Source organism: Gammaproteobacteria bacterium (assembly GCA_034522055.1).
Taxonomy (GTDB): Bacteria; Pseudomonadota; Gammaproteobacteria; order JAABTG01; family JAABTG01; genus JAABTG01.
This window is the reverse complement of sequence record JAXHLS010000002.1, coordinates 1,696,476-1,723,283: the sequence shown is the minus strand read 5'-3', so window position 1 is coordinate 1,723,283 and position 26,808 is coordinate 1,696,476. Positions and strand designations below refer to the sequence as shown.

Here is a 26,808-nt window from a genome sequence, read left to right as displayed (position 1 = left end):
ACAATTCGCGGGTTAATTTTTTCAACGCAATCACTGTCTCTGGAATAGCCGCGGAGAGTAACTGAATGGATTATGAGGTATAAATACCATGATAGATCTCCACCAAATGGCGAATTGGTTGGGCCTTGTAGGTATGTTCGCGTTCGCTCTCCATCCCGCGAGTTCAGCCCTTGGCTATCTTGGAGGGGCTCTGCTGATGATCTCTCTGCTCGTCTTGTTGCCCCTCAAGGGACGGCATTTGGGGACGGACCCCGTTCTCGGCGCTCTCGGAGTCTTGTTGGCGTATATCATATTCAGCGCTGTGTATGCCTACCTGCAATTCGGAGTCCCATACACCGAGCAAATATCCAAGTCCTACCGTGGCTACATTGAGATGCTGACGGTTGCGGTAGCCCTCGGCTGGTGGCTGGCGGCCAGGCCTAATGCTCTCTTTCCAGTGTTGGTCATGGCCGTTTCTGCCCTGCTTATAAGGATCCTCATACACATAGATTGGCATGATCCATTGGGCTATATGGCCACCGTGCGTCGACCTGGCTTCGGCATGGCCGTGATCCACTTCGCCCTGTCCGCGGCCCTGAGCCTGGTGGGGCTGTTGGTGTTTTCCAGGCGCATACTGGGCGCGGGGACTTCATGGACGGCGCGTTTCGTGGTCGCGGTGATCTTCGTGTTCGCTCTGGGAGTAGTTGCCTATGCTTTTGGCCTCACCTTGACACGGATGGCGTGGTTGGCTTTCGCCGTAGCCGTACCATGGGTGATGATCTATATGGTTGCGAATAGGACGCAACCTTTTGCAGGCGCCAGGGCGCGGGCGTTACTCTCGATAATAATGGCCATCTCATTGGTGGCTGTCATATGGCATCAATGGGATAAAATTGGGCCGCGAGTAATAACGGAATTCGACGAATTTGTGGCCGCAGCGCAGCTGGATGGTGCCCACGTGGGAGATGGGTCGATCGGGCTTCGCTATAAGGCGCTCGTATGGGGTAGAGACCGTTTTGAAGAAAGGCCGATTTTAGGATGGGGTATCGGCACTTTCGACCCGCTGAAAGAAAAAACGGACGATGTTAATTTGTCTCTTCACCACTTGCATAATCTCTATATGCAAGTGTTGGTAGAGATGGGGCTCGTGGGGGCGGCTCTTACGGCATTATTTCTCATTCTGTTGGGGCAGAGTGTCTTTCGCGCGTACCGTGAGGGGCTGTTTCCATCGGACGTGGTGGTATGGTTGGCTTTATCCATGCTTGTGGCCGCGCTGTGGGCCATGGGTAACGATAAAATTTGGCAGGCCAAGGTGCGCAACCCCTTCACCTTCCTGTTCGGGGTGGCCATGGCCATCCATTTCGTGCGCATGGAGGCCCATCGCCTGCGCCGCCGCCGAGGGTCCGCTGCGGGGTCCCAGGACCCGGCCCAAGGCCCGGGCCCGGGGTCGGACCCGGGCGCCGCCTCCTAGCCGCCGCCATGATGGGTCGGCCCTGTCATCGGCACCCGGTCGGCGGCCCGGGCGCGCCGTCCAGCCATGGGCGCACCGCGGGCCACAGGCCATGAGCCGTCCGGACCTCGCCATCCTGGTGGCCACCTCGGGCCACAGCGGGGTGGATACCCTGTTCCGCAACCTCGCCGCCGAGATCCACGGCCGCGGTCATGCCCTGCAGGTGCTCAGGGTGGATGGTCACGGGCCGGCCTGGGAGTCGGTCCTGCCGGCGCATCTCATCGTGCGGCTGGGCGCCGCCCATGTGGATACCAGCCTGCTGCCCCTGGTGCGCTACCTGCGGCGGGAGCGACCGCGGGCCCTGTTGACGGACAAGGACCGGGTCAACCGCATGGCCGTCATCGCCCGGCGCCTGGCCGGCGTGGACACCCGGCTGGTGATCCGCATCGGCACCACCTTCTCCAGGAACCTGGAGGGGCGGCGGCGGCTCCATCGCCTGGGCCAGCACCTGTCGGCCCGCCATCTCTATCCCCGCGCCGACGTCATCGTGGTGCCGTCCCGGGGCGCGGCGGCGGACCTCGTGGCCACGGCCTCCATTCCGGCCTCCAAGGTGAAGGCCCTGCCGAGCCCGGTGATCACGGCGCGGGTGTTGGCGCAGGCGCGGGAAATGCCCGCCCACCCGTGGCTGCGGGACAAGACCCGGCCGGTGTTCCTGGGGGCGGGCGAGCTGTGTGCACGCAAGGATTTCGCGACTCTCATCAGGGCCTTTGCGGCCCTGAGACGCCGGCGGGAGGCGCGGCTCATCATCCTCGGCGAGGGACGCCGGCGGGGCGAACTCGAGGCCCTGGTGCGCGAACTCGGCGTCGCGGATGATGTGGACCTGCCGGGATTCACGGCCAACCCCTACGGCTTCATGGCCAACGCCGACGTGTTCGTCCTGTCCTCCCGCTGGGAGGGCCTCGGCAACGTGCTGGTGGAGGCCCTGGCGCTGGGTATGCGCTGCGTGGCCACGGACTGTCCCAGCGGCCCCCGGGAGGTGCTGGAGGACGGCCGCTACGGGGCCTTGGTACCGGTGGGCGATGTAGACGCTCTGGCCCGGTCCATGGCGGCGGCCCTCGACGAACACCACGATACCGGCCAGGCCGCGGCGGCGACGCGGCGTTACGGGGTGGCCGCGGCCACCGATGGCTATCTGCAGGTGCTGGGTCTGGCGCCGGCGGGTGGTCCATGAGCCGAGCAGGGGGCGGGCCTGGCGATGGGACGCGCACCATTCTCATATTCGTCTCCTTCTCCGGCCAGGGCGGGGTGGAGAGGATGATCCTCAACCTGGCCCGGGGCCTCGTCGCCCGGGGCCACGGCGTCCGCCTGGTGCTGGCGCGGGCCGACGGTGGCTGGCTCGACCACCTGCCGGCGGGAGTGGAGGTGGAGCGCCTCGGCACGCGTCATACCCTGACGGCCGTGATTTCCCTGGCCCGCTACCTGCGGCGCCACCGCCCACCCCTGTTGCTGGTGGCCAAGGATCGGGCCATCAAGGCGGCCATCCTGGCCCGTGCTCTGGCGGGGGTCGAGGTGCGGCTGGTGGGGCGCCTCGGCACCAACGCGTCCGCCGCCCTGGCCGGGCGCGGGCGCGTCAAGCGGGCCCTCTGGCACGCCGGCATGCGCCGTTTCTATGGCCGCCTCGATGGCCTGGTGACGGTGTCCCAGGGGGTCAAGGACGACGTGGTGGCCATCACCGGCATGGACCCCCGCACCATTCGGGTCATTCCCAACCCCGTCATCACCCCCGACCTCGCCCATGCCGCACGCCGGCCGGCCGGGCACCCGTGGGCGGATGACAAAGACCTCCCCCTCATCATCGCCGTGGGGCGACTGACCCGCCAGAAGGACTTCCCCACCCTGTTGCGGGCCTTCGCCCGGGTGGCCGTGGAATGTCCCGCGCGACTGGTGATCCTGGGCGAGGGGTCAGATCGAGGAGGGCTTCTGGCCCTGGCTGCCGAACTCGGGATCGGGGACCGGGTGGCCCTGCCGGGCTTTCAGGGCAATCCCCACGCCTGGGTGGCGGCTGCGGATCTGTTCGTCCTCTCCTCTCTCTGGGAGGGCTCACCCAATGCCCTCACGGAGGCCATGGCCCTCGGCGTGCCCGTGGTCGCCACCGACTGCCCGAGCGGCCCGTCGGAACTCCTGCAGGGGGGACGGGTCGCGCCCCTGGTGGCACCGCGAGACGTGGAAGGCCTGGCGGCGGCCATGGCGCGGGTGCTGGCGGCCCCGCCGGACCCGGAACTGTTGCGTGGGGCCGTGGCGGCATACACCATGGAAAAAAGTGCCGCGAGCTACCTGCGGTTTTTCGACGAGCTGGCCTGAAGGATAATCCCCGTCACCGTGCTCCTGTCCATCCGCCACAATTTCCTGTTCGTCCACATCGCCAAGACCGGTGGCACCAGCATCCGCGCCGCCCTGAACGGCTATCGCTGGCGGGACCCTTATCGCCTGCCCCAGTTCATCTGCTCGCGGCTGTCGGCCTTAACGGGGCATCGCGTCGGCGTCAAGCTGCCCCGTCATGCCAAGGCGGTGGCGGCCCTGGAGATGCTGCCTCGGGAGGTGTTCGACGGGTTGTTCAAGTTCGCCTTCGTGAGAAATCCCTGGGACCTGCAGGTGAGTTCCTATCACCACATCCGGCGCGAGCGCCCCCACCTCATGGCCGGTCACGAGGGCTTCGCCGAGTTCCTGCGATGGAAGCTGTCCGCCGACCGGCCCTACCAGTACCACATCGATACCTCCATCACCCCCCAGGCGGATTACCTGGTGGACCTCCACGGCCGGGTGATCGTCGACTTCGTGGGGCGTTACGAGCGATTGGACGAGGACTTCGCCGAGGCCTGCCGGCGCATCGGCATCCCCTGTCCCGGGCTGCCCCACAAGCGTCATGCCCGCGACCGCCGCACCGGCTATCGCGATTACTACGATGACGAGACCCGGCAGTTGGTGAGTACCCACTTCGCGGAGGACGCCGAGATGTTCGACTACCAGTTCTAAAGTCCACCGCAGGGCGTGGCTTGCCGGTGGCGATGCGGCAACTGCGGACGGCCGCTCAGTCCTCGAGGACGAATTCTGCCCCGCAGTAGGGGCACTTGGCGTGGCCATTGTTCTCGATGGGCAGGTAGACCTTGGGATGCTGATTCCACACCGGCGCATCGGGCAGGGGGCAGGACAGAGGCAGGTCCCGGCGCTTGATGGCGGTGGGTGCGGCCGCTGGGGCGGCCTTGTTGCGGGATGCTTCTGCTTGGGTCACGCTGGCAATCTCCCATAACACCTTCGTTGATGAAAATCGCAAGGATGGGCGTGGCGGCGCGAGCTCAGACCGGCGTCAGCCAGCCCGTATGGGCGGGGTCGCGGCCGTGGACCACGTCGAAATACTTGGCCTGGAGGCGTTCGGTGATGGGTCCGCGGCCGTTGTTGCTCCCTTGCTTTTTGTTGCCTATGGTTCGTCCGTCCACTTCCCGGATGGGGGTCACCTCCGCCGCGGTGCCGGTGAAGAAGGCCTCGTCGGCGATATAGACCTCGTCGCGGGTGATGCGCTTCTCGCGGATCTCGTAGCCCATGTCGCGGGCCAGAGACATCACAGTGTCCCGGGTGATGCCTTCGAGGGCCGAGGTGAGGTCCGGGGTGTAGATGATGCCGTCCCGCACCAGGAAGATATTCTCGCCGCTGCCCTCGGCGACATAGCCCTCGTTGTCCAGCAGCATGGCCTCGTCGCAACCGCAGGCCAGAGCCTCGTGGAGGGCCAGCATGGAGTTCATGTAATTGCCGTTGGCCTTGGCCTTGCACATGGTGATGTTCACGTGGTGGCGGGTGAACGACGAGGTGCGTACCCGGATCCCCCGCTCGATGCTCTCAGCGCCCAGGTAGGCGCCCCACTCCCAGGCCGCCACGATGGTGTGGAGCTTGAGGCCGTCGGCACGCAGGCCCATGCCTTCGGAGCCGAGGAAGCACATGGGGCGGATATAGGCGGAATCCAGGCCGTTCTCCGCCACCGCCCGGCGCTGGGCCTCGTTGATCTCCTCGGGCTCGTAGGGGATGACGAGGTTGAGGATCTTGGCCGAGTTGAAGAGGCGCCGGGTGTGGGCGTCGAGGCGGAAGATGGCGGTGCCCTGGTCGGCGTGATAGGCCCGCACCCCCTCGAAGACCCCGAGGCCGTAGTGCAGGGTGTGGGTGAGGACATGGGTCTTGGCCTCCCGCCAGGGGACCATCTCACCGTCGTACCAGATGACGCCGTCGCGGTCGTCCATCGTCATGTCGTCATTCCCCAGAATCTCTGTTGCAGTCAAAGCGGTTCACCAAACGCCCCGGCGGGAAGGACATCACCCGGCAAGGGCTCAGGCCTCCATCATCCGTTCCCAGAGGGCGGCGACGCCTGCGGCATAGCCCTGGAACTCCACGTGGGGCACGAGGGCGGGTACCTGCGCCAGTGCGCAACGGTGGCCGCGGCCCCGGTATGCGCGGTAGGCATCCGCCAGCAACCCGACATCCGCGGCCGGCATCAGGCCCTGCGCGGAGAAGGCCTCGAGGATGCGGATGTTGTCAGTATGGCGGACCACCGCCGGGTGCGTGGCGGCCCACAGCAAAACACCGTACTGTACCATAAACTCGATATCCGCAATGCCACCGCGATCCTGCTTCAGATCGAACAGTTCGGCGGTGCCTTTGGCGAGTTCCCGGCGCATGCGCTCGCGCATCTCGCGCACCTCCAGCTGCAGGGCCTTGGGCTCCCGCGGCTGGCACAGCACCTCGCGGCGGATGGCCTCGAAGCGCTCCCGCAGGTGGGCGTCTCCCACCACCGGCCGGGCCCTTACCAGGGCCTGGTGTTCCCAGGTCCAGGCACGTCGGCGCTGATAGTCCGCGAAGGCCTCCATGGCGCCCACCAGCAGGCCCGAGGCGCCGCTGGGCCGCAGCCGCAGGTCCACCTCGTAGAGGGTGCCGGCGGCGGTGTGGGTGGTGAGCAGGTGGGTGAGGCGTTTACCCAGGCGGGCGAAGAAGGTGTCGTTGTCCGTCTGTTTGGCACCATCGGTGTGCTGCGCCGTGCCCGCGCTGCCGTGGAGGAACACGAGGTCCAGGTCCGAGCCGTAGCCCAGTTCCAACCCCCCCAGCTTGCCGTAGGCGACGATGAGAAATCCCGCCTCCCGGCGCTCGCCGTCCACCACGCAGGTGGGCACGCCGTGGCGCCGCGTAGTATCCCGCCAGGCCAGCTTCAGGCAGGTGTCCAGGATGACCTCGGCGATATCGCTCAAGTGATCACTCACTTTCATCAGGGGCAGCACCCCGGCGATGTCCGCCGCCGCCACCCGCAGGACATTGGTCTGACCGTAGAGGCGCAGGGTGTCCATCTCCTGCTCGGTGTCCCCCGGCGCCACGTTGTCCATGAGCAGGGCCAGTTCCTGGGTCAGGCCTTCGCGGTCCGGAGGGTTGTACAGGGTGCGTGGATCGAGAAGTTCGTCGAGCAGGATGGGAAAGCGGGTGATGTGGGCGGAGATCCACGGGCTGGAGGAGCACAGCTTCACCAGCTGCTCGAAGGCCACCGGGTGTTCCGCCAGCAATGCAATGTAGACGCTGCGCCGGGCTACGGCCTGGACCAGGTCCAGCAACCGCGCCAGGGTGGTCTGGGGGTTGGCGTGTGCACCGGCGGCCTCGAGCACCAGCGGCACGAGACGGTCGAGGCGCCGGCGCCCCTGAGCCGACATGGCGCGCACCGCATAGCTCTCTTTGAGGGCGCGCAGCCGCCCCAGGGCCGCGCCGGGATCGTCGTAGCCCCTGCCCCGCAGCAGAGTTTCTGCCGCTTCGCCGTGGGGTGGGTCCGCCTCCCACAGGGCCCGCAGGGGGCTGATCGCCTCCGGCTCCTCTTCGTCCGGGGCGGTGAAGACATCGCCGAAACAGCCTTCGACGAAGTCGCGGTGCCCATCCAGGGCCTGTAAAAAAGTGGCCCAGCCTTCGTAGCCCATGGCCGCGGCCAGACGCGCCCGACCGAGGTCGTCCTGGGGCAGGGCCTGGGTCTGGCGATCGTCGGCCTCCTGGAGGCGATGCTCGGTGTTGCGCAGGAAGGCATAGGCCTCCTGCAGGCCGGCCACCACATCGGCGGGCAGCAGCCCCTGGGCGGCCAGGAGGTCCAGCACGGTGCAGAGGGCCGGCTCCTGGAGGACGGTGTCCCGGCCGCCGCGGATGAGCTGGAAGGCCTGGCCGATGAACTCGATGGAGCGGATGCCGCCGCGCCCGATCTTGATGTTCTGGTCCAGTCCCTTGCGTCGCACCTCCTGGTCCACCAGGGCCTTCATGTCCCGCAGTGCCTGGTAGGCCCCGTAGTCCAAATATCGGCGGTAGACGAAGGGCCGCAACGCCGCCATCAGCTGTTCCCGCGCCGCCGCGTCGCCGGCGACGGGGCGGGCCTTGATCCAGGCGTAGCGCTCCCAGTCCCGGCCGTGGTTCTGGTAGTACTCTTCCATGGCGTCGAAGGACACCGCCAGCGGCCCGCTGGCGCCGAAGGGGCGCAGGCGCATGTCCACGCGGAATACGAAGCCGTCGGGGGTGGGGGTGGTGAGGACGTGGATGAGCCGCTGGCCGAGGCGGATGAAGAACTCCTGGTGGCTGATGGCACGCCGCCCACCCACAGTCTCGCCATCCCTGGGGAAGGCGAAGATGAGGTCGATGTCGGAGGAGAAATTGAGCTCGCCCGCCCCCAGCTTGCCCATGGCCACCACCACCAGGGACTGGCTGCGGCCGGCCCCGTCCAGGGGTTCCCCATATTTCGCGCCCTGCCACTGGTGGAGGCGCTCCAGGGTGTGTTCCACCACCGCCTCAGCGAAACGCGACAGCTCCGTCATGGTGGTTCGCAATTCCGCGCGCCCCGCCAGGTCCCGCCAGGCGATGCGCACCATCTCCCGCCGTCGCAGTTGGCGCAGGGCGTCGATGAGCGCGGCCTCGTCCGCGGCAGCGGCCAGGGCGGCGGCGGTGCGGCGCCCGAATTCCTCGGACGAGTAGTCCCGCTCCAGGTCTCCGGAGGCCATGAGTTCGCTCACCACCTGGGGCTTGGCCGCCGCCACCCGGGCGACGAAATCGCTCAAGGCGAAAACCCGGGTGCCCTCCTCGGCCCAGGCCGCGGCGCCGCCACCCTGCTCGCCGGCGGCACTCAGGAACGCGTGCCAGGACTCTTCGCCGATGGCACGCAGGGTCTCGGGTAGGGGGGGAGTCGGCATCGATGAGCGGGATGAGGGTGGCGTCGGGCGGGTGGCATCACAGCACATCCCCCAGGCGAACTCAAACCAGGGGAACTCAAACCCAAAAAAAAGCCCCGCCGAAGCGGGGCTCACTGTCTTGGTGGGACGGTGGGGCGATTACATCATGCCGCCCATGCCACCCATACCGCCCATGCCACCCATGTCACCCATATCGCCCATGGCGGCGCCGGCACCGGAGGACTTGTCGTCCGACGGGGCATCGCCCACCATGGCCTCGGTGGTGATCATGAGGGCCGCGATGGAGGCGGCGTTCTGCAGCGCCGTGCGGGTCACCTTGGTGGGGTCCAGGATGCCCATCGCGATCATGTCGCCGAACTCCTCGGTCTGGGCGTTGAAGCCATAGTTGCCGCCCTTCGCCAGGATGGCATTGAGTACCACGGAGGACTCGCCACCGGCGTTGGAGACGATGTAGCGCAGGGGATCTTCCATGGCGCGGATGGCGATCTTGATGCCCATGTCCTGGTCATGGTTGTCACCCCTGAGGTCCTTGATGGCCGCCATGGCACGTACCAGGGCGACGCCGCCGCCGGGCACCACGCCCTCTTCCACCGCCGCACGGGTGGCGTGCAGGGCATCCTCGACGCGGGCCTTCTTCTCCTTCATCTCCACCTCGGTGGCGGCACCCACCTTGATGACGGCTACGCCACCGGCCAGCTTGGCCACCCGCTCCTGCATCTTCTCGCGGTCGTAGTCGGAGGTGGTGTCCTCGATCTGGGTGCGGATCTGGGCCACCCGGGCCTCGATGTCGGCGTGGTTGCCGGCACCGTCGATGATGGTGGTGTTGTCTTTGTCCACGATGATCTTCTTGGCTTGGCCGAGGTCATCTAAAGAGGCCTTCTCCAGGGACAGACCCACCTCTTCGGAGATCACGTTGCCGCCGGTGAGGATGGCCAGGTCCTGCAGCATGGCCTTGCGGCGGTCGCCGAAGCCGGGTGCCTTGACGGCCGCCACCTTGACGATGCCGCGCATGGTGTTCACCACCAGGGTGGCCAGGGCCTCGCCCTCCACGTCCTCGGCGACGATGAGCAGGGGCTTGCCGGCCTTGGCGACGGCCTCCAGCACGGGCAGCAGATCACGGATGTTGGAGACCTTCTTGTCGTGGATGAGGATATAGGGGTCTTCCAGCTCGGCGGTCATGGACTGCTGGTTGTTGACGAAGTAGGGGGAGACGTAGCCGCGGTCGAACTGCATGCCTTCCACCACTTCCAACTCGTTGCCGAGGGACTGGCCCTCTTCCACGGTGATGACACCCTCCTTGCCCACTTTCGCCATGGCATCGGCGATGATAGTGCCGATACTCTCGTCGGAGTTGGCGGAGATGTTTCCGACCTGGGCGATGGCCTTGTTGTCGTCGCAGGGCTTGGACATCTCCTTCAGGCTGTCCACGGCGGCCAGCACGGCCTTCTCGATGCCGCGCTTGAGGTCCATGGGGTTCATGCCCGCGGCCACGGCCTTCAGGCCCTCGCGCAGCATGGCCTGGGCCAGCACGGTGGCGGTGGTGGTGCCGTCACCCGCGGCATCGGAGGTCTTGGCGGCGACCTCCTTGACCATCTGGGCCCCCATGTTCTCGAAGCGGTCCTTGAGTTCCACTTCCTTGGCCACGGACACGCCGTCCTTGGTGACGGTGGGGTTGCCGAAGGAGGTCTGCAGGACCACGTTGCGGCCCTTGGGACCGAGGGTCACCTTGACCGCGTTGGCCAGGGTGTTGACGCCGCGAAACATGCGCTGGCGGGCGTCTTCGCCGAAATGTACTTCTTTACCGTTGTTAGCCATGGTGTTCTGTTACCTCGCTGAATTCTCTGTGTTCGTTAGCAACCGGGTCGACGGGGCGTTCAGCCCTCGATCACGGCCATAATGTCGTCTTCGCGCATCACCAGCAGATCGTCGCCGTCTACCTTCACCTCGGTGCCGGAGTACTTGCCGAACAGCACTTTGTCACCCACCTTCACGTCCAGGGGGCGGATTTCGCCACTGTCCTGGAGCTTGCCGTTGCCGGCGGCGATGATCTCGCCCTTGATGGGTTTCTCGGCGGCGCTGTCGGGGATCACGATGCCCCCGGGGGTGGTGCGTTCTTCTTCCGTGCGCTTGACGATCACACGGTCATGCAACGGGCGTAGATTCATAGAAGGATTCTCCTCGCAAAACGTTTTAAATGGGACACTTCGAGGGCGCTTGTTAGCACCCGCCTTAGGTGAGTGCTAATAATAGGGGCGAATGCACGAGAGTCAAGGGGCAGAGGAAACAAGTCTGGATGTCGGGATGAATCCCGACCTACTAAAAGCGTAACCGCGAAAGACGCGAAATGACGCGAAAAGGAGGAAGGTCAGGGAGGAGTGGCCGTTTGAAAAGGCGCAGCGGATCCACCGTTTCGGCGTCAGCAGAGCGGACGCACGGGTGGTAATCTTTTCCCCTTTCCCCTTTCCCCTTTCCCCTGGGGATATAACGGCGCGCTGGGCTTAAGCTCAAGGTGGATCGTCGCGGGTGTATTCACCCTCTATGACCCGCGGGCCGCCACCGCCACGCTCCTGCGGGCCTCCGGGGCCCCCCTGGCGCACGGTGATGCGGGAGGCGATGGTGGCGAACAGCCGGCGCCGCAGAGCTGGCGTCAAGAACAGGAAACCCACGGCGTCGGTGAAGAAGCCGGGCGTCAGGAGCAGGGCGCCGGCGATGAGCAGCAGGGTGCCCTCGAAGACCTCGAAGGCGGGTGCCTGGCCGGCATCCAGGGAGGCCTGGGCGCGGCGCAGGGTGGCGAGACCCTGGGTTCGCACCAGATACGCCCCCAGCGCCGCCGTGCCCACCACGGCGAGGATGGTGGGCCATGCCCCGATGACCGAGCCCACGCGGATGAGCAGGTAGATCTCGAGCAGGGGGATGAGCAGAAAGGCCAGGAAAAGGATTCGTCCGATGCGCATGATTGGCAACCTAACAGGAAATCGAGAAATAATTAAATGAGTCCGGCGCGCCGGTTTTTCCACCCCCATCTGCGGGTGGTGGGAAAAAGAGCGCGGTTTCAGTACCCTACCCCCGCCATTTAACCCAAAGTAAAGTCGGGGACGGAATTTTCCCGCCCCGGCCGCGTCTCTGTATTGCATCATCGGCCCCGCGCCCCCTGCCAGGGGAATACCTTGTAACGGGAACGTGGGGCGGCGCTGCGACCGCGATCCCGGCAAACAGGGCGGCAAACAGGACACCCGACATGACTGATCCATACAAGCCGGCCATCGTTCTCTGTACCGGTCCCGATGAGGCCACCGCCCGGCGCCTGGCGGGGATGCTGGTGGAGTCCCGTCTCGCGGCCTGCGTCAATATCGTCCCCGGCGTCCGGTCCGTCTACGAATGGCAGGGCCGTATCGAGGACGATGAAGAGGTCCTCATGGTCATCAAGACCGATGGCGGCCGCTTCGATGACCTGTGCGAGCGCCTGACGCAGGCCCACCCCTACGATGTGCCGGAAATCCTGAAACTGGACGTGGACGGCGGTCTGCCGGCCTATCTGGAGTGGATGGCCAACTGGCTGAGGAATGATAAATGAATCAATGGCTCCACCTGTTCTTCGCCCTCTTCCCGCTGGCGGCCATGGCCCAGGGCGGCGGGGAGGAACTGCTGATGCCGGAGCAGGCCTTCCGCCTCGAGTCGGCGGCCACCTCCGAGGGGGTACGCTTGGAATGGCGCATCGCGGAGGGCTACTACCTCTATCGCGACAAGCTCCGCTTCGACGTCAAGAAGGGTGACGCCACCCTCGGCCAGCCCACCTTTCCCGGCGGCGAGGTCATCGATGACGAGTTCTTCGGCCGCATGGAGATCTACCGCGATACCGTGGCCGTGGATCTGCCCGTGTCAGGGGCCGCCGGCGAGGCCTTCAGCCTCGAGGTCACCAGTCAGGGCTGTGCCGACATCGGTGTCTGCTATCCCCCCCAGAAGACCCTCCTCGATCAGGTGGTTCCCGCCGCGGCGGCGGCCCCCCCCGTATCCCGGCTGCCCCTGGACCTCGGCAACGATGAGGCGAATGAGTTCCTCCATCCCGACGAGGCCTTCCGGCCCTCCCTCCATGCCCTGGGCGATGGCGTGGTGGAGGCCCGCTGGCAGATAGCCGAGGGCTACTACCTGTATCGCGACAAGTTCCAGTTCGCTCTCCTGGGGCCGGCCGGGGCTCTGCTTGGCGATGCACAACTGCCCCCGGGCGAGTTGAAGGAGGACCCCACATTCGGCGAGGTGGCCGTATTCCACGACGAGGTGGCGGCGAGGCTGCCCGTGAGCATGCCCGCGGGCGAGGACCAGTTGCGCCTCAAGGTGGGCTACCAGGGCTGCGCCGAGGCCGGCATCTGTTATCCCCCCGCCACCCGGGAGCTGACGGTGACCGTGGCGGGCAGTGCCGACGTGGGCGCGGCGGCCGGGCCCGCCGCCCCGACCGCGGCCGCGGCAGCAGAGCAACCGGTGGCGGAGCAGGATCGCCTCGCCACCCTGCTGGAGGAGAGCCCCGTATGGGCGGTGCTGGCCTTCTTCGTGGCCGGACTGCTGCTCGCCTTCACGCCCTGTGTGTTCCCCATGATCCCGATCCTGTCCGGCATCATCGTGGGCCAGGGCAGCCAGATCACCACGCGCCGGGCCTTCACCCTGTCCCTGGTCTATGTCCTGGCCATGGCCTTTACCTACACCGTGGCGGGTGTGATCGCGGGGCTGGCGGGGGCGAACATCCAGGCCGCCCTACAGAACCCCTGGGTCCTGACCACCTTCGCGGCGGTGTTCGTGGCCCTGTCCATGTCCATGTTCGGCTACTACGACCTGCAGATCCCCGCCAGCTGGCAGGCGCGCCTGGCGGAGATCAGCAACCGGCAGCAGGGTGGCGGCCTCATCGGTGTGGCCATCATGGGCCTGTTGTCCGCCCTTATCGTGGGACCCTGCGTAGCGCCACCCCTGGCCGGCGCCCTCATCGTCATCGGCCAGAAGGGGGATCCCGTGCTCGGCGGCATCGCGCTGTTCGCCCTCAGCATGGGCATGGGGGCGCCCCTGGTGGCCATGGGCACCCTGGAAGGCAAGGTCCTGCCTCGGGCCGGGGCGTGGATGAATGCGGTCAAGCACGTCTTCGGCGTGCTGATGCTCGCCGTCGCCCTGTACCTGCTGGACCGGGTACTGCCCGGCGTCATCATCATGCTGCTGTGGGCGACCCTGTTCATCGTCTCCGCCATCTACATGGGCGCCCTGGAGCCCCTGGGCAAGGACGCCAGCGGCTACCGCAAGCTATGGAAGGGGCTCGGCCTGGTGATGCTGGTATACGGCGCGTTGTTGCTGGTGGGTGCGTCAGGCGGCAACAACGACCTGTTCCAGCCCCTGAAGGGCCTCGGGGCGACGTCTTCCGGGCCCGGTGGCGGCACGCAACAGCAGGGACTGCAGTTCCGCAAGGTGAAGGGAGTGGACGGGCTGGAGGCGGAGCTTCAGGCGGCCCAGGCCCAGGGCAAGCCGGTGATGTTGGACTTCTATGCCGACTGGTGCATCAGTTGTGTCGAATTGGAGCGCTTCACCTGGCCGGATCCCGAGGTCCAGAAGGCCCTGGAGGGGGTGGTGCTGCTGAAGGCGGACGTCACGCCCAACGATGAGAAGGACAAGGCGCTGCTGAAGGAATTCAAGCTCTTCGGACCACCGGCCATCCTGTTCTTCGGCCCCGACGGCGAGGAGCGGCGCGGTTACAGGCTGGTCGGTTTCAAGAACGCCGAAGACTTCGCGGCCCATGCCCGCAAGGCGGTACCGGACGCATGAGGGGTCTGCCGTGGGTCGTGAGCGGGGTCGTCCTGATGGCCGCCCTGGCCGGGGCCGGTTCGGCCCTGTGGCTGTTCGGGGCCGTGGAGGAGCCCGGGGCGCCGGAATCCCGACCGGCGACGCTATCCGCCCAGCGCCCGGCGTTCGCCTTGCCGGACCTGGATGGCCATGTCCGGGAGGCGGCCGAGTGGGACGGCAAGGTGGTGCTGCTCAACTTCTGGGCCACCTGGTGTCCGCCGTGCCGGCGCGAGATGCCGCTGTTCGCGGATCTGCAGCAAGAGTTCGGCCGCCAGGGCTTTCAGGTGGTGGCAGTGGCCATCGACGAGGCCGCAGCGGTACGGGAGTTCGCAGCGCAGTACGGCCTCGATTTTCCCCTGCTCGTCGGGGACGAGGACGCCATCCGCGTGGCTCAGGATTATGGCAATCTCCAGGGTGCCCTGCCCTTCTCGGTGCTCTACGACAGGCGTGGACGGGTGGTCGCCCGCTTCAAGGGTGAGATCAGCCGCTCCCGGCTCGCGCCCCACCTCGGTGAACTGCTGTGAAAAGGCGCCCTTCGGCCCCCCGCTCTCGAGGGGGTCAAGGCAGGCCGGTGCGTCCCTGATGGGTGTCGAGCCCGCGCTAAACTCTACTATTATGCGGTAAACTTCGTTAATCTTGACGTTATCTTTCCGGTTCAGCGGGCCAAGGGGGGCTGATGGGACGCATACTGGTGCTGCATGGCCCGAATCTCAACCTGTTGGGCACCCGCGAGCCCGACAAGTACGGCACGGAGACCCTGGCCGCCATCGATGCCCGTCTCGTGGCGCTGGCCGAGGAGGCGGGGCTGGGCCTCGATTGCTACCAGAGCAACGCGGAGCACGCGCTCATCGACCGCATCCACGGCGCGGCGGCGGCGGATGTGGGCTTCATCATCTTCAATCCGGCGGCGTTCACCCATACCAGCGTGGCGTTGCGGGATGCCCTGCTGGCGGTGGACATACCCTTCATCGAGGTCCACCTGTCCAACGTCCACCGGCGGGAAGGTTTCAGGCGGCGGTCCTATTTCTCGGACATCGCCGTGGGAGTTATCAGCGGGTTCGGCGCCGAGGGCTATGACATGGCCCTGTCGGCCGCGGCGCGGCGCATGGCGCCGGCGCCCTGAGCCCAGGCACAAGGGGAAGTCATGGATATCAGAAAGATAAAGAAGCTCATCGAGCTGCTCGAAGAGTCCGGCGTGGCCGAGTTGGAGATCTGCGAGGGTGAGGAATCGGTACGTATCAGCCGCTACGGCACGGCCACCCATCCCCTCGCTCCGGTCGCGCCTGCGCCTCAGCCCGTGGCCATGCCACCGGAACCGGCAGCAGATGCCGGTGATGTTACCGAGGTCCACACCGGCGACGTGGTGCTGTCGCCCATGGTGGGTACCTTCTATCGAGCGCCGTCCCCCGGGGCCAAGCCCTTCGTGGAGGTGGGCCAGCGGGTGGAGGAGGGCACCGTCCTTTGCATCATCGAGGCCATGAAACTGCTTAACCAGATCGAGGCCGACAAGTCCGGCGTGATCACGGGGATCATGGTGGAGAACGGCCAGCCGGTGGAATACGGCCAAACCCTTTTCACCATAGAGTGATCCCATGCTCGATAAGATCGTAATAGCCAACCGTGGCGAGATCGCCCTGCGCATTCTCAGGGCTTGCCGCGAACTGGGGATCCGCACCGTGGCGGTGCATTCGTCGGCGGACCGTGACCTCAAGCACGTGCGCCTGGCCGACGAGTCCGTCTGCATCGGTCCGCCACCCTCCATGGACAGTTATCTCAACATACCGGCGGTGGTGAGTGCCGCGGAGGTCACGGACGCCCAGGCGGTGCACCCCGGCTACGGTTTCCTGGCGGAGAACGCCGACTTCGCCGAGCGGGTGGAGCAGAGCGGCTTCATCTTCGTGGGGCCGCGCTCCGAGACCATCCGCCTGATGGGCGACAAGGTGTCCGCCATCGCCGCCATGAAGGCGGCGGGCGTGCCCTGCGTGCCCGGGTCCGACGGCCCCCTGGGGGACGACGGCGAGGAAAACCTGCGCATCGCCCGGGACATCGGCTTCCCGGTAATCATCAAGGCGTCGGCTGGTGGCGGTGGGCGCGGCATGCGGGTGGTGCACAGCGAGGCGGGCCTGCTCAATGCCATCTCCCTGACCCGCGCCGAGGCCGCCGGGGCCTTCGGTAACGACCAGGTCTACTTGGAGAAGTACCTCCAGAATCCCCGTCACGTAGAGGTCCAGGTGCTTGCCGACGAGCACGGCAACGCCATCCATCTGGGCGAGCGCGACTGCTCCATGCAGCGGCGCCATCAGAAGGTGATCGAGGAGGCCCCCGCCCCCGGTATCGATGCCGACACCCGGCGCTTCATCGGTGAGCGCTGCGCCGCCGCGTGTCGCGAGATCGGCTACCGCGGGGCAGGCACCTTCGAGTTTCTCTACGAGGACGGCGAGTTCTTCTTCATCGAGATGAACACCCGTATTCAGGTGGAGCACCCGGTGACCGAGATGGTGACGGGCATCGACCTGGTGGTGGAGCAACTGCGGGTAGCGGCGGGCGAGCCGTTGCGTTACCGCCAGGAGGATATCGAGGTGCGGGGCCATGCGGTGGAATGCCGCATCAACGCCGAGGACCCGCGCAATTTTCTGCCCTCGCCCGGCCTCATCTCCCTCTACCATTCCCCCGGGGGACCCGGGATTCGGGTGGACAGTCACATCTACTCCGGTTACACGGTGCCGCCCTACTATGACTCCCTGATCGCCAAGGTGATCGCCTGGGGCGACAGCCGTCCGTCGGCGTTGGCCCGCATGGCCACGGCCCTGGACGAGATGGTCATCGAAGGCATCAAGACCAACGTCCCCCTCCATCGCGATCTGATGTTGGACGCCGGCTTCCAGGGGGGTGGAACCAACATCCATTACCTGGAGAAGCTGCTGCAGGTGTGATGCCGGCGCCCATGGCCTGGACCCAGATCAAATTCCAGGTGACCGCGGACCAGGCCGATGATCTGGTCGCGGCCCTCGAAGCCGAGGGGGCCCTTTCCGTCACCCTGGCGGATGCGGGCGACGAGCCCCAGTACCAGTCCGACCCCCTGGCGGCGCCTCTGTGGCGAGCCACCTGGGTAACGGGGCTGTTCGCCGCCGATCGGGACCCGGCGGCGGTGGTCGACGGGGTCGCCGCCGGCTGGTCGGGTACCCTGCCCGACCCGGTGGTGGAATGCCTGCCGGATCAGGAGTGGGAGCTGGCGTGGAAGGATGGTTTCGAGGCCCTGTATTACGGTAACCGCCTGTGGGTGGTGCCCAACTGGCTGGAACCACCGGATCCCAGGGCGGTGAATATCCGCATGGATCCCGGCCTGGCCTTCGGCACGGGCACCCATCCCACCACCGCCCTGTGCCTGGAATGGCTGGACCGGCGGGACCTCGACGGGGCGAGGGTTGTGGATTACGGCTGCGGCTCGGGGATCCTGGCCATCGCGGCCCTCAGGCTGGGCGCGGCCCAAGCCTGGGCCACCGATATCGACTCCCGCGCCATGGACGCCACCGCCGACAACGCCCGCCACAATGGCGTCGCCCACCGCCTGCACGTGACGGCGCCCCTGGAGATCCCCGGTGGTAGCGCCGACGTGGTGGTGGCCAATATCCTCGCCGGGCCCCTGGTGGACCTTGTGCCGACCCTCGAAGGCCTGCTGGCGCCCGCCGGAACCCTGCTCTTGTCGGGCCTGCTGGAGGAGCAGATGGGCGAGGTGGAGGCGGCTTACGCGCCCAGGCTCGAACCCACGGCCCGCCTGTTGCGTGACGGCTGGGCGTTGCTGGTGCTGAAACGGCGGGAGGCGGGCCGGTGATCATCAAATATACCCGCTGTCCCCACTGCCGCACGGTCTTCCGGGTTCACCCCGAGGAGCTGCCCGCGGCGGGGTCCATGCGCTGTGGCAATTGTCTCAAGCCCTTCGCCGTCGGCGAACACCTCATGGACGAGCTGCCGGCCACCCCCACCGCCGCCGGGGCATGGCCCGAGGCCGAAGGGGACACCCCGGAGCCGCCGATTGCCGTGGAGGCCGCGCCGGTGGCGCCATTCGAGCTGGCGGAGGAACCCGACGCCGCGGCGACGCTGCCCGCCAGTCTCGCCGCGGACACGGAAGTAGATGGCCGCCCCCGATCCGGCTGGCGGGCTCTCATGGGCCTGTTGCTGGCGGCCCTGTTGCTCGGCCTGCTGGGCGGCCAGGCCGTTGTGTTCCATCCCGGGGCGGTGGCGGAGGTAGCGCCGCAACTGGCACCCCTGGTGGAACGTCTCATGCCCCTGCGCCGCGAGCTTCTCGCCCGCGGGGGCGATGAAGACGCGGTGCCCTACCGCGACCTCACCCGCATCGAACTCCTGAGCCGCGATGTGCGCAGTCATCCGGCCATCGCCGATGCCCTGTTTGCCCGGGCGGTGATGGCCAACACCGCAGGCCTGCCCCAACCCTTTCCCGCTATCGGCTTCACCCTCTTCGACGTCAACGGCGCGACCCTGGCCAGCCGCGAATTCCGCCCCGAGGAGTATCTGGGACGGCCCCCGCCCCCCGTGATGACACCTCACCAGCCCTATCAGTTCACCCTGAGCCTCGTGGCGCCGAAACTGGACGCGGTGAGTTTCGAGTTCACCTTTCATTGAGATATAAGAGGCACTTCGAGTCGTTTCTGCGGCCGCCGCTTTGCCCGCCCGTGTCAACCCCTTTTCGGCAACCGGGGCGGGGTTTATCATCGTCTCCACTTCCAGGTTGCTGACGGGGCTAGGGGCGATACGGCGACATGGCCGGCCACCGCCCCGGCAGCCCTCCTTACCCGATCCGTGGTGCTACAGGCGATGCAGATTGGCCCCTATCAATTGCAAAATAAGGTCCTGCTGGCCCCCATGGCCGGCATAACCGACGGGCCTTTTCGCAGCCTGTGCCGGCGTTTCGGGGCGGCCCTGGCGTTCTCGGAGATGGTGTCCGCCAATCCGTCGTTGCGCTACACCGCCAAGAGCGTGAAGCGCCGCGACTACCAGCATGAATCCGGCCTGCGGGCCGTGCAGCTGGTGGGGACGGCCCCCCGGGACCTGGCCCAGGCCGCATGCTTCAATGTGGACCAGGGCGCCGAACTGGTGGATATCAACATGGGTTGTCCCGCGAAGAAGGTGTGCAACGTGCGGGCGGGCTCCGCCCTGCTGCAGGACGAGGCCCTGGTAGGCCGCATCCTCGATGCCGTGGTGGCGGCGGTGACGGTGCCCGTCACCCTCAAGATCCGCACCGGCTGGGACCCCGCCCATCGCAACGGCGTGGCCATCGCCCGCCTCGCCGAGGCCGCGGGCATCCAGGCTCTGACGGTCCATGGCCGGACCCGGGCGTGCCGCTTCACCGGGCCGGTGGAATACGACACCATCGCCGCCATCAAGGGGGCGGTGGGGATCCCGGTCATCGCCAACGGCGATATCGACTCGCCGGCCAAGGCCCGCCGCGTCCTGGAGGCCACGGGCGCCGACGCCGTGATGATCGGTCGCGCCGCCCAGGGCAGGCCCTGGATCTTCGGTCAGATCGCCCGTTATCTGGAGACCGGGCGGGTCGGAGCGGCCCCGACCCTGGCGGCGATACGCCAGGTGGTGCTTGCTCACCTGGACGCCCTGCACGATTTCTACGGCGAGGCCATGGGGGTGCGCATCGCGCGCAAGCACCTGGCCTGGTACACGACGGACCTGGCGGGCTCCCTGGCATTCCGGAAACGGGTCAACAGCGAGGAATCCGCCCGCGCTCAGCGGCGCCTGACGAATGCCTATCTGAGTGGTCTCGTGCGGGGGGAGGCAATGGCGGCATGACCTATCTGGTGAAAGGCGCGGCAAGTACCGGCGAGGGCGCAGGCGGCTTCATGGTGGAGCGCTCCACGGCCCATGAGCCCCTGCGGGAGTGCGTGAAGGACGCCCTGGAGCGCTATCTCGAGAATCTGCAGGGCCATCCCACCGGCGACCTTTACGAGCTGGTGATGACCGAGGTGGAAGGGCCACTGCTGGAGACGGTGCTGCGCCATGCCAAGGGCAACCAGAGCCGGGCCGCCGAGCTCCTCGGCATCAACCGCGGTACCCTGCGCAAGAAGCTGAAGCGCTACGACCTCATGTAGCTTCCTCGCTGCGGGGGCGCGCGGCCCGCGCACCAAGCCAACGAACGAGAAGGTATCAATCCATGCCCATTCGGCGCGCCCTGGTCAGCGTATCTGACAAGACCGGCATCGTGGATCTGTGCCGGGCGCTGGTCGCACGGTCCGTGGAGATCCTGTCCACCGGCGGCACCGCCGGCCTGTTGCGGGACCATGGCATCGCAGTCACCGAGGTGGCGGACCATACCGGCTTTCCGGAGATGATGGACGGTCGGGTCAAGACCCTCCATCCCCGCATCCATGGCGGGATCCTCGGGCGGCGCGATATCGACGACGGGGTCATGGCCAAACACGGTATTCCCCCCATCGACCTGGTGGTGGTCAACCTCTATCCCTTCGAGGCGGTGACCGCCGCCGCCGAGTGCACCCTGACCGAGGCCATCGAGAACGTGGATATCGGTGGACCGGCCCTGCTGCGGGCCGCGGCCAAGAACCACGCCGCGGTGACGGTACTCGTGGATCCGGAGGACTACGGCGCCGTGCAGGAGGCCATGACGGTGGGTGACGGTGAAGTGGCCCCGGGCTTGCGCTTCAGCCTGGCGGTGAAGGCCTTCGAGCATACTGCCCGCTACGACGGCGCCATCGCCAACTGGCTGGGCCGGAGGGTGGGGAATGGCGACGGGCCGGCAGCCTTCCCCCGCACCTTGACCTTGCAGTACGGGAAGGTGCAGGAGCTGCGTTACGGCGAGAACCCCCATCAGCGTGCCGCCTTCTATGGCGAACCCGGCGCCGGTGGGGCCAGCCTGGGTGCGGCGCGGCAGTTGCAGGGCAAAGAGTTATCCTATAACAACATCACCGACACGGACGCCGCCCTGGAATGCGTCCAGCAGTTCGAGGACGGCGCGGCCTGTGTCATCGTCAAGCACGCCAACCCCTGCGGCGTGGCCCTGGGGGGCGATGTGCACGAGGCCTATGATCGCGCCTACCAGACCGATCCGGAGTCCGCCTTCGGCGGCATCATCGCCTTCAATCGGCCCCTGGACGGTGCCACGGCGCGGGCCATCGTGGCGCGCCAGTTCGTCGAGGTGATCATCGCCCCGGAGGCCTCGCCCGAGGCCGTGGAGGCTGTCGGGGCCAAGAAGAACGTCCGCCTGCTGGTGTGCGGTCCATGGCCGGCCGGGGGCGCCGGCCCGCGTCTCGATTTCAAGCGTATCAACGGCGGCCTGCTGGTGCAGGATGCCGACGATGACCTTTACCGGGAAATCCGGGTGGTGAGCGCCCGCGCGCCCTCCGACGCCGAGATGGCGGACCTGCTGTTCACCTGGCGGGTGGCCAAGTTCGTCAAGTCCAACGCCATCGTCTACGGGCGGGATGCCATGACCGTGGGGGTGGGGGCGGGCCAGATGAGCCGCGTCAACTCGGCCCGCATCGCCGTCATCAAGGCGGAGCAGGCGGGCCTCGATGTGGCCGGCTCGGTGATGGCCTCCGATGCCTTTTTCCCCTTCCGCGACGGCATCGACCAGGCGGCGGCGGCGGGTGTGTGCGCCGTCATCCAGCCGGGCGGCTCCATGCGCGACGAGGAGGTCATCCGCGCCGCCGACGAGCACGATCTGGCCATGGTATTCACCGGCATGCGCCACTTCCGCCACTGAGGAAGGGTTGGATAATAATTTTTAACCACGAAAGACGCGAAAGAACGCGAAAAAGATACAAGCTTAGAGAAAAGCCTCCGGCCCCTGGGGCAGGTCGAACGTAGCGGACCTGCCGGTCAGACGCCGGGGATAGGGGGCAAGATCTTTTTATGAACTACGAAATACGCGAAATGGCGCGAAATTAAAGCAGGCAGCGTTGGGTTGAGAAATGGCCCTTACCAAGTAACCGCATTCACCGAGTCCAAACGAACTCTGGACCACGGAGAAAGCTCATCATTAAAGTTACATTGTTTTTTTCGCGTTCTTTCGCGACTTTCGTAGTTTCAAAATCAATGTGTTCCAAGGAGGCGCCTTGAAGGTACTGGTGATCGGTGGGGGTGGTCGCGAGCACGCCCTGGCCTGGAGGCTGGCGCGGTCGCCGCGGGTGGACCACGTGTTCGTGGCGCCCGGCAACGCCGGCACCGCCCGGGAGGCCGGGGTCAGCAATGTCGCCATCGCCGTCGAGGACCTCGACGGCTTGGTGACCTTCGCCCGGCGGGAAGGTATCGGCCTCACGGTGGTGGGACCCGAGGGGCCCCTGGTGGCGGGCGTCGTCGATCTGTTCGAGGCGGCGGGCCTACCCTGCTTCGGCCCCACCGCGGCGGCCGCGGAGCTGGAGGGGTCCAAGGCCTATACGAAGGACTTCCTGGCCCGCTGGAAGATTCCCACGGCGGCCTATGGGACGTTTACCGATCCGGCGGCCGCACAGGCCTACATCCGTGAGTGCGGTGCCCCCATCGTGGTCAAGGCCGACGGACTGGCGGCCGGCAAGGGGGTGATCCTGGCCGCCACCGAGGCCGAGGCCATCGCCGCGGTGCGGGACATGCTGGGGGGCGGGCGCTTCGGCGCCGCCGGGGCCCGGGTGGTCATCGAGGAATACCTGCAGGGCGAGGAGGCGAGCTTCATCTGCATGGTGGACGGCCGCCACGTACTCGCCATGGCCTCCTCCCAGGACCACAAGGCCCGGGACGACGGCGATGGCGGACCCAATACCGGTGGCATGGGCGCCTACTCTCCTGCCCCCGTGGTGACCCCGGCCCTCCATGACCGGATCATGGCCGAGGTCATCGAGCCCACGGTGCGGGGCATGGCGGCGGACGGCCGGCCCTACACCGGATTCCTCTACGCCGGCGTCATGGTGGGCCCCGACGGTGCGCCGCGGGTGCTGGAATACAACTGCCGTTTCGGCGACCCCGAGACCCAGCCTATTTTGATGCGCCTCAAGAGTGATCTGGCCGAGCTGTGCCTGGCCGCCCTGAACGGCGGCTTGGCGGGCGCCCGGGCGGAGTGGGACCCGTGGCCCGCCCTGGGGGTGGTGATGGCGGCGGGGGGTTACCCGGACGGCTACGAGCAAGGGCTGCCCATCTCGGGGCTGGACGAGGAGTCGCCGGATACCAAGGTGTTCCATGCCGGTACCCGGGACGAGGACGGCCAGGTGGTGACCGCCGGCGGGCGGGTGCTGTGCGTGTGCGCCCTCGGCGACACCGTGGCCGCCGCCCAGGCCGCCGCCTACCGGCGCGTGGCCGCCATCGGCTGGCGGGACGCCTACTGGCGCCACGACATCGGCCACCGCGCCATCACCCGCGAACGGAGCACCTCGGCGGGATAGGTGGCTGGAAAACCTTTATTAACTACGAAAGACGCGAAAGGCGCGAAAAAAGAAGACGTTCGAGTACAGGCCGGACCAGAGCCAGAAGAATCGAGCGGCAGATCCGCTGCGCTTGATCTGCCCTACGCGGATGGTAAAAGAATATTTTTCGCTGTGTAACTACGCGAAAAGTCGATTTCTGGGGATGGCGGGACGATAAAAAAAGGATGGGGAAAGATGACATCCGAGGCTAGACAGCAGTAGCGCAGCGCAGCCTGTTTACCGTATTGACTCTGACGGATATTGACACCCGCCGGTACGGGCAAAATAGGGCCGGAGCAAGAACCCCAACGGAAAATGCCCGACTCCGCGATAATCCCGGCTGCAGTCCTTCCTCATAATTGTGTTTTTTCGCGTCCTTCGCGTCTTTCGTAGTTAAAAATCTTCTGTCATCGGCCCACTTTCAAGGCCGCCAGGCGAGGAAGTTGGCCATCAGCCGCAGGCCGGGCTGCTGGCTCTTCTCGGGGTGGAACTGGACGGCGAACAGGTTGTCCCGGGCGATGGCGCAGACGAAGTCCGTGCCGTAGCGGGTGGTGCCTGTGGTGACCTCAGGTTCCGCCGGCACCACATGGAAGCTGTGGACGAAATAGAAGCGTTCGCCATCCTCGATGTCTGCCCACAGGGGATGGGCACCCCGCTGTGTCACCCGGTTCCAGCCCATGTGGGGGATCTTGAGGCGCTCGCCGGTCTCCTCGTCCGCGGCGGGGAGGCGCTTCACGCCACCCTTCAGGAGGCCGAGCCCGGGTGTGCCGGGCGACTCGTCGCTCGTCTCCATCAGGCCCTGGAGTCCCATGCAGATACCGAGGAAGGGCTTGGTGGTGGCGGCCTCGAGGATGGCATCGCGCAGCCCGCGGGCGTCGAGTTCGGCCATGCAGTCCCGCATGGCGCCCTGGCCGGGGAAAACGATGCGCGTGGCGGCGGCCACTGCCTCGGGGGCGCTGGATATCGCGATGCGCTGATGGGGCGATGCCACGTGCTCCAGGGCCTTGGCGACGGAACGCAGGTTGCCCATGCTGTAATCGATGACGACGACGGTTTCCATGACTGGCTTATCTGTACCTGACCGGGGGTTGGGGCCGGGGTGCCCGGCGGGGGCTATAAGATGCCCTTGGTGGAGGGTACGGTGTCGGCGCCGCCCGTGTCCCGTGCCGCTGCCATGCGCAGGGCGCGTCCCAGGGCCTTGAACAGGGTCTCCGCCACGTGATGGGCGTTGTCGCCGCGCAGGTTGTCCACGTGCAGGGTGCACTTGGCGTGGTTGACGAAGCCCTGGAGGAATTCCTTGAACAGGTCCACGTCGAAGTCGCCGATGCGCGCCCGCGGGAAATGCACACCGTAAACGAGGCCCGGGCGGCCGGAAAAGTCCACCACCACCCGTGTCAGGGCCTCGTCTAGGGGCACGTAGGCATGACCGTAACGGACGATGCCGCGCTTGTCGCCGAGGGCATCGGCCATGGCCTGCCCCAGCACGATGCCGATGTCCTCGACGGTGTGATGGTGATCGATGTGGAGATCCCCCTCCGCCGTGATGCGGATATCCATGTGGCCGTGGCGTGCCACCTGGTCCAGCATGTGCTCGAGGAACGGGATGCCCGTATCGAAACGCCCGCTGCCACTGCCATCCACGTGGATCTCGGCCTCTATACGGGTCTCCAGGGTGTCTCGCTTGACGGTGGCGCTTCTGGCTGACATGGGATTGACGTAACCTCGGGTAGTCGGGATGTCTCAGGGGAGCCCTGAAATATGCAGGGTTTCCCGGGAGGCTCATGGATGGACCACCGCATCGATCATAATAACCGACGGATTCGCGGCTGCCGGCCGCTGATTCGATCCGGGGGGAACTGAATCGGCGGCTTCACAAGGATAACTCCGAGTTTCCGTCGTTGGCGACTCCCATTGCGAGTCGGGTGGGCAGCCGTCGGCGTTGCCGACTTGATTTATATTGATTGATCCAGGTCAATAAAGCTGCTCCAATCCGGGTGAGCCCTTAAATCAAGAGGCGTCCCCTCCCCATGCCGCCATGCTAGATATCACCAGCATCAAGATTGCCTGCTCCCAGTGCAGCCTGAATCGCCTGTGTCTGCCCATGAGTCTGGAGGAGCACGAGATCAGCCGCCTCGATGCCCTCCTCAAGCGTCCCCGTCCCTTGAAACGCGGAGAGCACCTGTTCCAGGCGGGCGATAGCTTCCATTCCATCTACGTGGTGCGCGCCGGCACCGTTAAGACCTTTACCCCCTGTGACGATGGCTCCGAGCAGGTCATCGGCTTCCACTTGCCCGGCGAGTTGGTGGGACTCGATGCCATCGTCCAGGAGCGTCATGTATGTTCCGCCAAGGTGCTGGAGACCTCCAGCGTCTGCGAACTGCCCTTCGACCGGTTGCAGGAGCTGGCCCTCGAGATCCCGAGCCTGCAGAAACATTTTTTCCGGCTGTTGGGTCAGGAACTGGCCAAGGACGAGACCATGCTGTTGCTGCTCGGCAAAGCCACGGCGGAAGAACGCCTGGCCACCTTCCTGCTTAACGTGGCCGAGCGTTTCAGGGCCCGGGGTTACTCCGACAAGGAGTTCAATCTCAGCATGTCGCGCCACGACATCGGCAATTATCTCGGCCTGGCGGTGGAGACCATCAGCCGCATGTTCTCCCGCTTTCAGGACGAAGGCGTCATCGGCGTCCACAGAAAAAACATCGTCATCAACGACTTGGATCGCCTGACCGCGATGGCTCACCGCAGTATCCGTGGTCCCTCCGGCGACGGGTGACACGAGTCACCCAGGGCGTATTAGCAAATCTTCATCCAAGATTGATGTAGGTCAATTAATAAGACTTCGTATTCGTTCACAATTCGTGGCCCTGTAATCTCCCGGTCTCGTCGACGCCGTGTATGGAAGCGCGCG

25 protein-coding genes are annotated in these 26,808 nt (G+C 66.2%); 17 read left to right on the top strand and 8 right to left on the bottom strand.

Features of this window, described 5'->3' with window-relative positions:
• The first annotated feature begins 196 nt into the window (after positions 1-196).
• The 4 genes from U5S82_08405 (at position 197) to U5S82_08390 (ending at position 4,462) form a co-directional block, all read left to right on the top strand.
• On the top strand, positions 197-1,450 hold the full coding sequence (locus U5S82_08405; protein ID MDZ7751670.1) for an O-antigen ligase family protein: 1,254 nt from the start codon (positions 197-199) through the stop codon (positions 1,448-1,450).
• Between the two features lie 91 nt (positions 1,451-1,541).
• The gene (locus tag U5S82_08400; GenBank protein ID MDZ7751669.1) at positions 1,542-2,660 is read left to right on the top strand and encodes a glycosyltransferase; all 1,119 of its coding nucleotides are present in this window, start codon (positions 1,542-1,544) and stop codon (positions 2,658-2,660) included.
• On the top strand, positions 2,657-3,790 hold the full coding sequence (locus tag U5S82_08395) for a glycosyltransferase (protein ID MDZ7751668.1): 1,134 nt from the start codon (positions 2,657-2,659) through the stop codon (positions 3,788-3,790). Before U5S82_08400 ends, U5S82_08395 begins: the two co-directional genes overlap by 4 nt.
• A gap of 18 nt (positions 3,791-3,808) precedes the next feature.
• A complete protein-coding gene (locus U5S82_08390) occupies positions 3,809-4,462 on the top strand; it encodes a sulfotransferase family 2 domain-containing protein (GenBank protein ID MDZ7751667.1) in 654 nt (217 codons plus the stop codon).
• Between the two features lie 55 nt (positions 4,463-4,517).
• Here U5S82_08390 and U5S82_08385 read toward each other — a convergent pair whose 3' ends face one another.
• From U5S82_08385 to U5S82_08360, 6 genes are all read right to left on the bottom strand, one after another.
• Positions 4,518-4,718, bottom strand: a complete 201-nt coding sequence (locus U5S82_08385; protein ID MDZ7751666.1) for a zinc-finger domain-containing protein — start codon at positions 4,716-4,718, stop codon at positions 4,518-4,520.
• A 64-nt stretch (positions 4,719-4,782) separates the two neighbouring features.
• Positions 4,783-5,721, bottom strand: a complete 939-nt coding sequence (locus U5S82_08380) for a branched-chain amino acid transaminase (protein MDZ7751665.1) — start codon at positions 5,719-5,721, stop codon at positions 4,783-4,785.
• A gap of 81 nt (positions 5,722-5,802) precedes the next feature.
• Positions 5,803-8,670: a bifunctional [glutamate--ammonia ligase]-adenylyl-L-tyrosine phosphorylase/[glutamate--ammonia-ligase] adenylyltransferase gene (gene glnE, locus U5S82_08375; GenBank protein ID MDZ7751664.1), complete on the bottom strand. Its 2,868-nt coding sequence runs from the start codon at positions 8,668-8,670 to the stop codon at positions 5,803-5,805.
• 138 nt (positions 8,671-8,808) lie between these two features.
• Positions 8,809-10,485 (bottom strand): chaperonin GroEL, encoded by a 1,677-nt coding sequence (gene groL, locus U5S82_08370; GenBank protein ID MDZ7751663.1) that lies wholly within the window; start codon positions 10,483-10,485, stop codon positions 8,809-8,811.
• A gap of 59 nt (positions 10,486-10,544) precedes the next feature.
• Positions 10,545-10,835, bottom strand: a complete 291-nt coding sequence (groES, locus tag U5S82_08365; GenBank protein MDZ7751662.1) for a co-chaperone GroES — start codon at positions 10,833-10,835, stop codon at positions 10,545-10,547.
• Between the two features lie 339 nt (positions 10,836-11,174).
• Positions 11,175-11,624, bottom strand: a complete 450-nt coding sequence (locus tag U5S82_08360; protein MDZ7751661.1) for an FxsA family protein — start codon at positions 11,622-11,624, stop codon at positions 11,175-11,177.
• A gap of 284 nt (positions 11,625-11,908) precedes the next feature.
• Here U5S82_08360 and cutA point away from each other — a divergent pair, with 284 nt between their 5' ends.
• The 12 genes from cutA (at position 11,909) to purD (ending at position 23,879) form a co-directional block, all read left to right on the top strand.
• Positions 11,909-12,244, top strand: coding sequence for a divalent-cation tolerance protein CutA (gene cutA, locus U5S82_08355; GenBank protein ID MDZ7751660.1), 336 nt, complete (start codon positions 11,909-11,911; stop codon positions 12,242-12,244).
• Positions 12,241-14,466 carry a protein-disulfide reductase DsbD gene (locus tag U5S82_08350; GenBank protein MDZ7751659.1) on the top strand — a complete coding sequence of 742 codons (2,226 nt, stop codon included), beginning with the start codon at positions 12,241-12,243 and terminating at the stop codon, positions 14,464-14,466. Before cutA ends, U5S82_08350 begins: the two co-directional genes overlap by 4 nt.
• Positions 14,467-14,483: 17 nt before the next feature.
• Positions 14,484-15,008: a TlpA disulfide reductase family protein gene (locus U5S82_08345; GenBank protein MDZ7751658.1), complete on the top strand. Its 525-nt coding sequence runs from the start codon at positions 14,484-14,486 to the stop codon at positions 15,006-15,008.
• Between the two features lie 152 nt (positions 15,009-15,160).
• Positions 15,161-15,607 (top strand): type II 3-dehydroquinate dehydratase, encoded by a 447-nt coding sequence (gene aroQ / locus U5S82_08340; protein ID MDZ7751657.1) that lies wholly within the window; start codon positions 15,161-15,163, stop codon positions 15,605-15,607.
• Positions 15,608-15,628: 21 nt separating this feature from the next.
• Entirely contained in the window at positions 15,629-16,072 is a 444-nt protein-coding gene (gene accB, locus U5S82_08335) for an acetyl-CoA carboxylase biotin carboxyl carrier protein (GenBank protein ID MDZ7751656.1), read from the top strand.
• 4 nt (positions 16,073-16,076) lie between these two features.
• Positions 16,077-17,417: an acetyl-CoA carboxylase biotin carboxylase subunit gene (gene accC / locus U5S82_08330; protein MDZ7751655.1), complete on the top strand. Its 1,341-nt coding sequence runs from the start codon at positions 16,077-16,079 to the stop codon at positions 17,415-17,417.
• Positions 17,418-17,428: 11 nt separating this feature from the next.
• Complete coding sequence (gene prmA / locus U5S82_08325) at positions 17,429-18,316, top strand: 50S ribosomal protein L11 methyltransferase (protein ID MDZ7751654.1); 888 nt, start codon at positions 17,429-17,431, stop codon at positions 18,314-18,316.
• Entirely contained in the window at positions 18,313-19,125 is an 813-nt protein-coding gene (locus U5S82_08320) for a zinc-ribbon and DUF3426 domain-containing protein (GenBank protein ID MDZ7751653.1), read from the top strand. Before prmA ends, U5S82_08320 begins: the two co-directional genes overlap by 4 nt.
• A 192-nt stretch (positions 19,126-19,317) precedes the next feature.
• On the top strand, positions 19,318-20,304 hold the full coding sequence (dusB, locus tag U5S82_08315; GenBank protein MDZ7751652.1) for a tRNA dihydrouridine synthase DusB: 987 nt from the start codon (positions 19,318-19,320) through the stop codon (positions 20,302-20,304).
• Positions 20,301-20,603: a DNA-binding transcriptional regulator Fis gene (fis, locus tag U5S82_08310; protein ID MDZ7751651.1), complete on the top strand. Its 303-nt coding sequence runs from the start codon at positions 20,301-20,303 to the stop codon at positions 20,601-20,603. Before dusB ends, fis begins: the two co-directional genes overlap by 4 nt.
• A 62-nt stretch (positions 20,604-20,665) precedes the next feature.
• A complete protein-coding gene (gene purH / locus U5S82_08305) occupies positions 20,666-22,231 on the top strand; it encodes a bifunctional phosphoribosylaminoimidazolecarboxamide formyltransferase/IMP cyclohydrolase (protein ID MDZ7751650.1) in 1,566 nt (521 codons plus the stop codon).
• A 352-nt stretch (positions 22,232-22,583) separates the two neighbouring features.
• Complete coding sequence (gene purD, locus U5S82_08300) at positions 22,584-23,879, top strand: phosphoribosylamine--glycine ligase (GenBank protein ID MDZ7751649.1); 1,296 nt, start codon at positions 22,584-22,586, stop codon at positions 23,877-23,879.
• Between the two features lie 442 nt (positions 23,880-24,321).
• Here the strand turns inward: purD and hisH are convergent, their stop codons facing one another.
• Both hisH and hisB read right to left on the bottom strand, forming a co-directional pair.
• The gene (gene hisH, locus U5S82_08295) at positions 24,322-24,960 is read right to left on the bottom strand and encodes an imidazole glycerol phosphate synthase subunit HisH (GenBank protein MDZ7751648.1); all 639 of its coding nucleotides are present in this window, start codon (positions 24,958-24,960) and stop codon (positions 24,322-24,324) included.
• 53 nt (positions 24,961-25,013) lie between these two features.
• Entirely contained in the window at positions 25,014-25,607 is a 594-nt protein-coding gene (hisB, locus tag U5S82_08290; protein MDZ7751647.1) for an imidazoleglycerol-phosphate dehydratase HisB, read from the bottom strand.
• Between the two features lie 328 nt (positions 25,608-25,935).
• Here hisB and fnr point away from each other — a divergent pair, with 328 nt between their 5' ends.
• Positions 25,936-26,673, top strand: a complete 738-nt coding sequence (gene fnr, locus U5S82_08285) for a fumarate/nitrate reduction transcriptional regulator Fnr (GenBank protein MDZ7751646.1) — start codon at positions 25,936-25,938, stop codon at positions 26,671-26,673.
• The last annotated feature ends 135 nt before the right edge of the window (positions 26,674-26,808 follow it).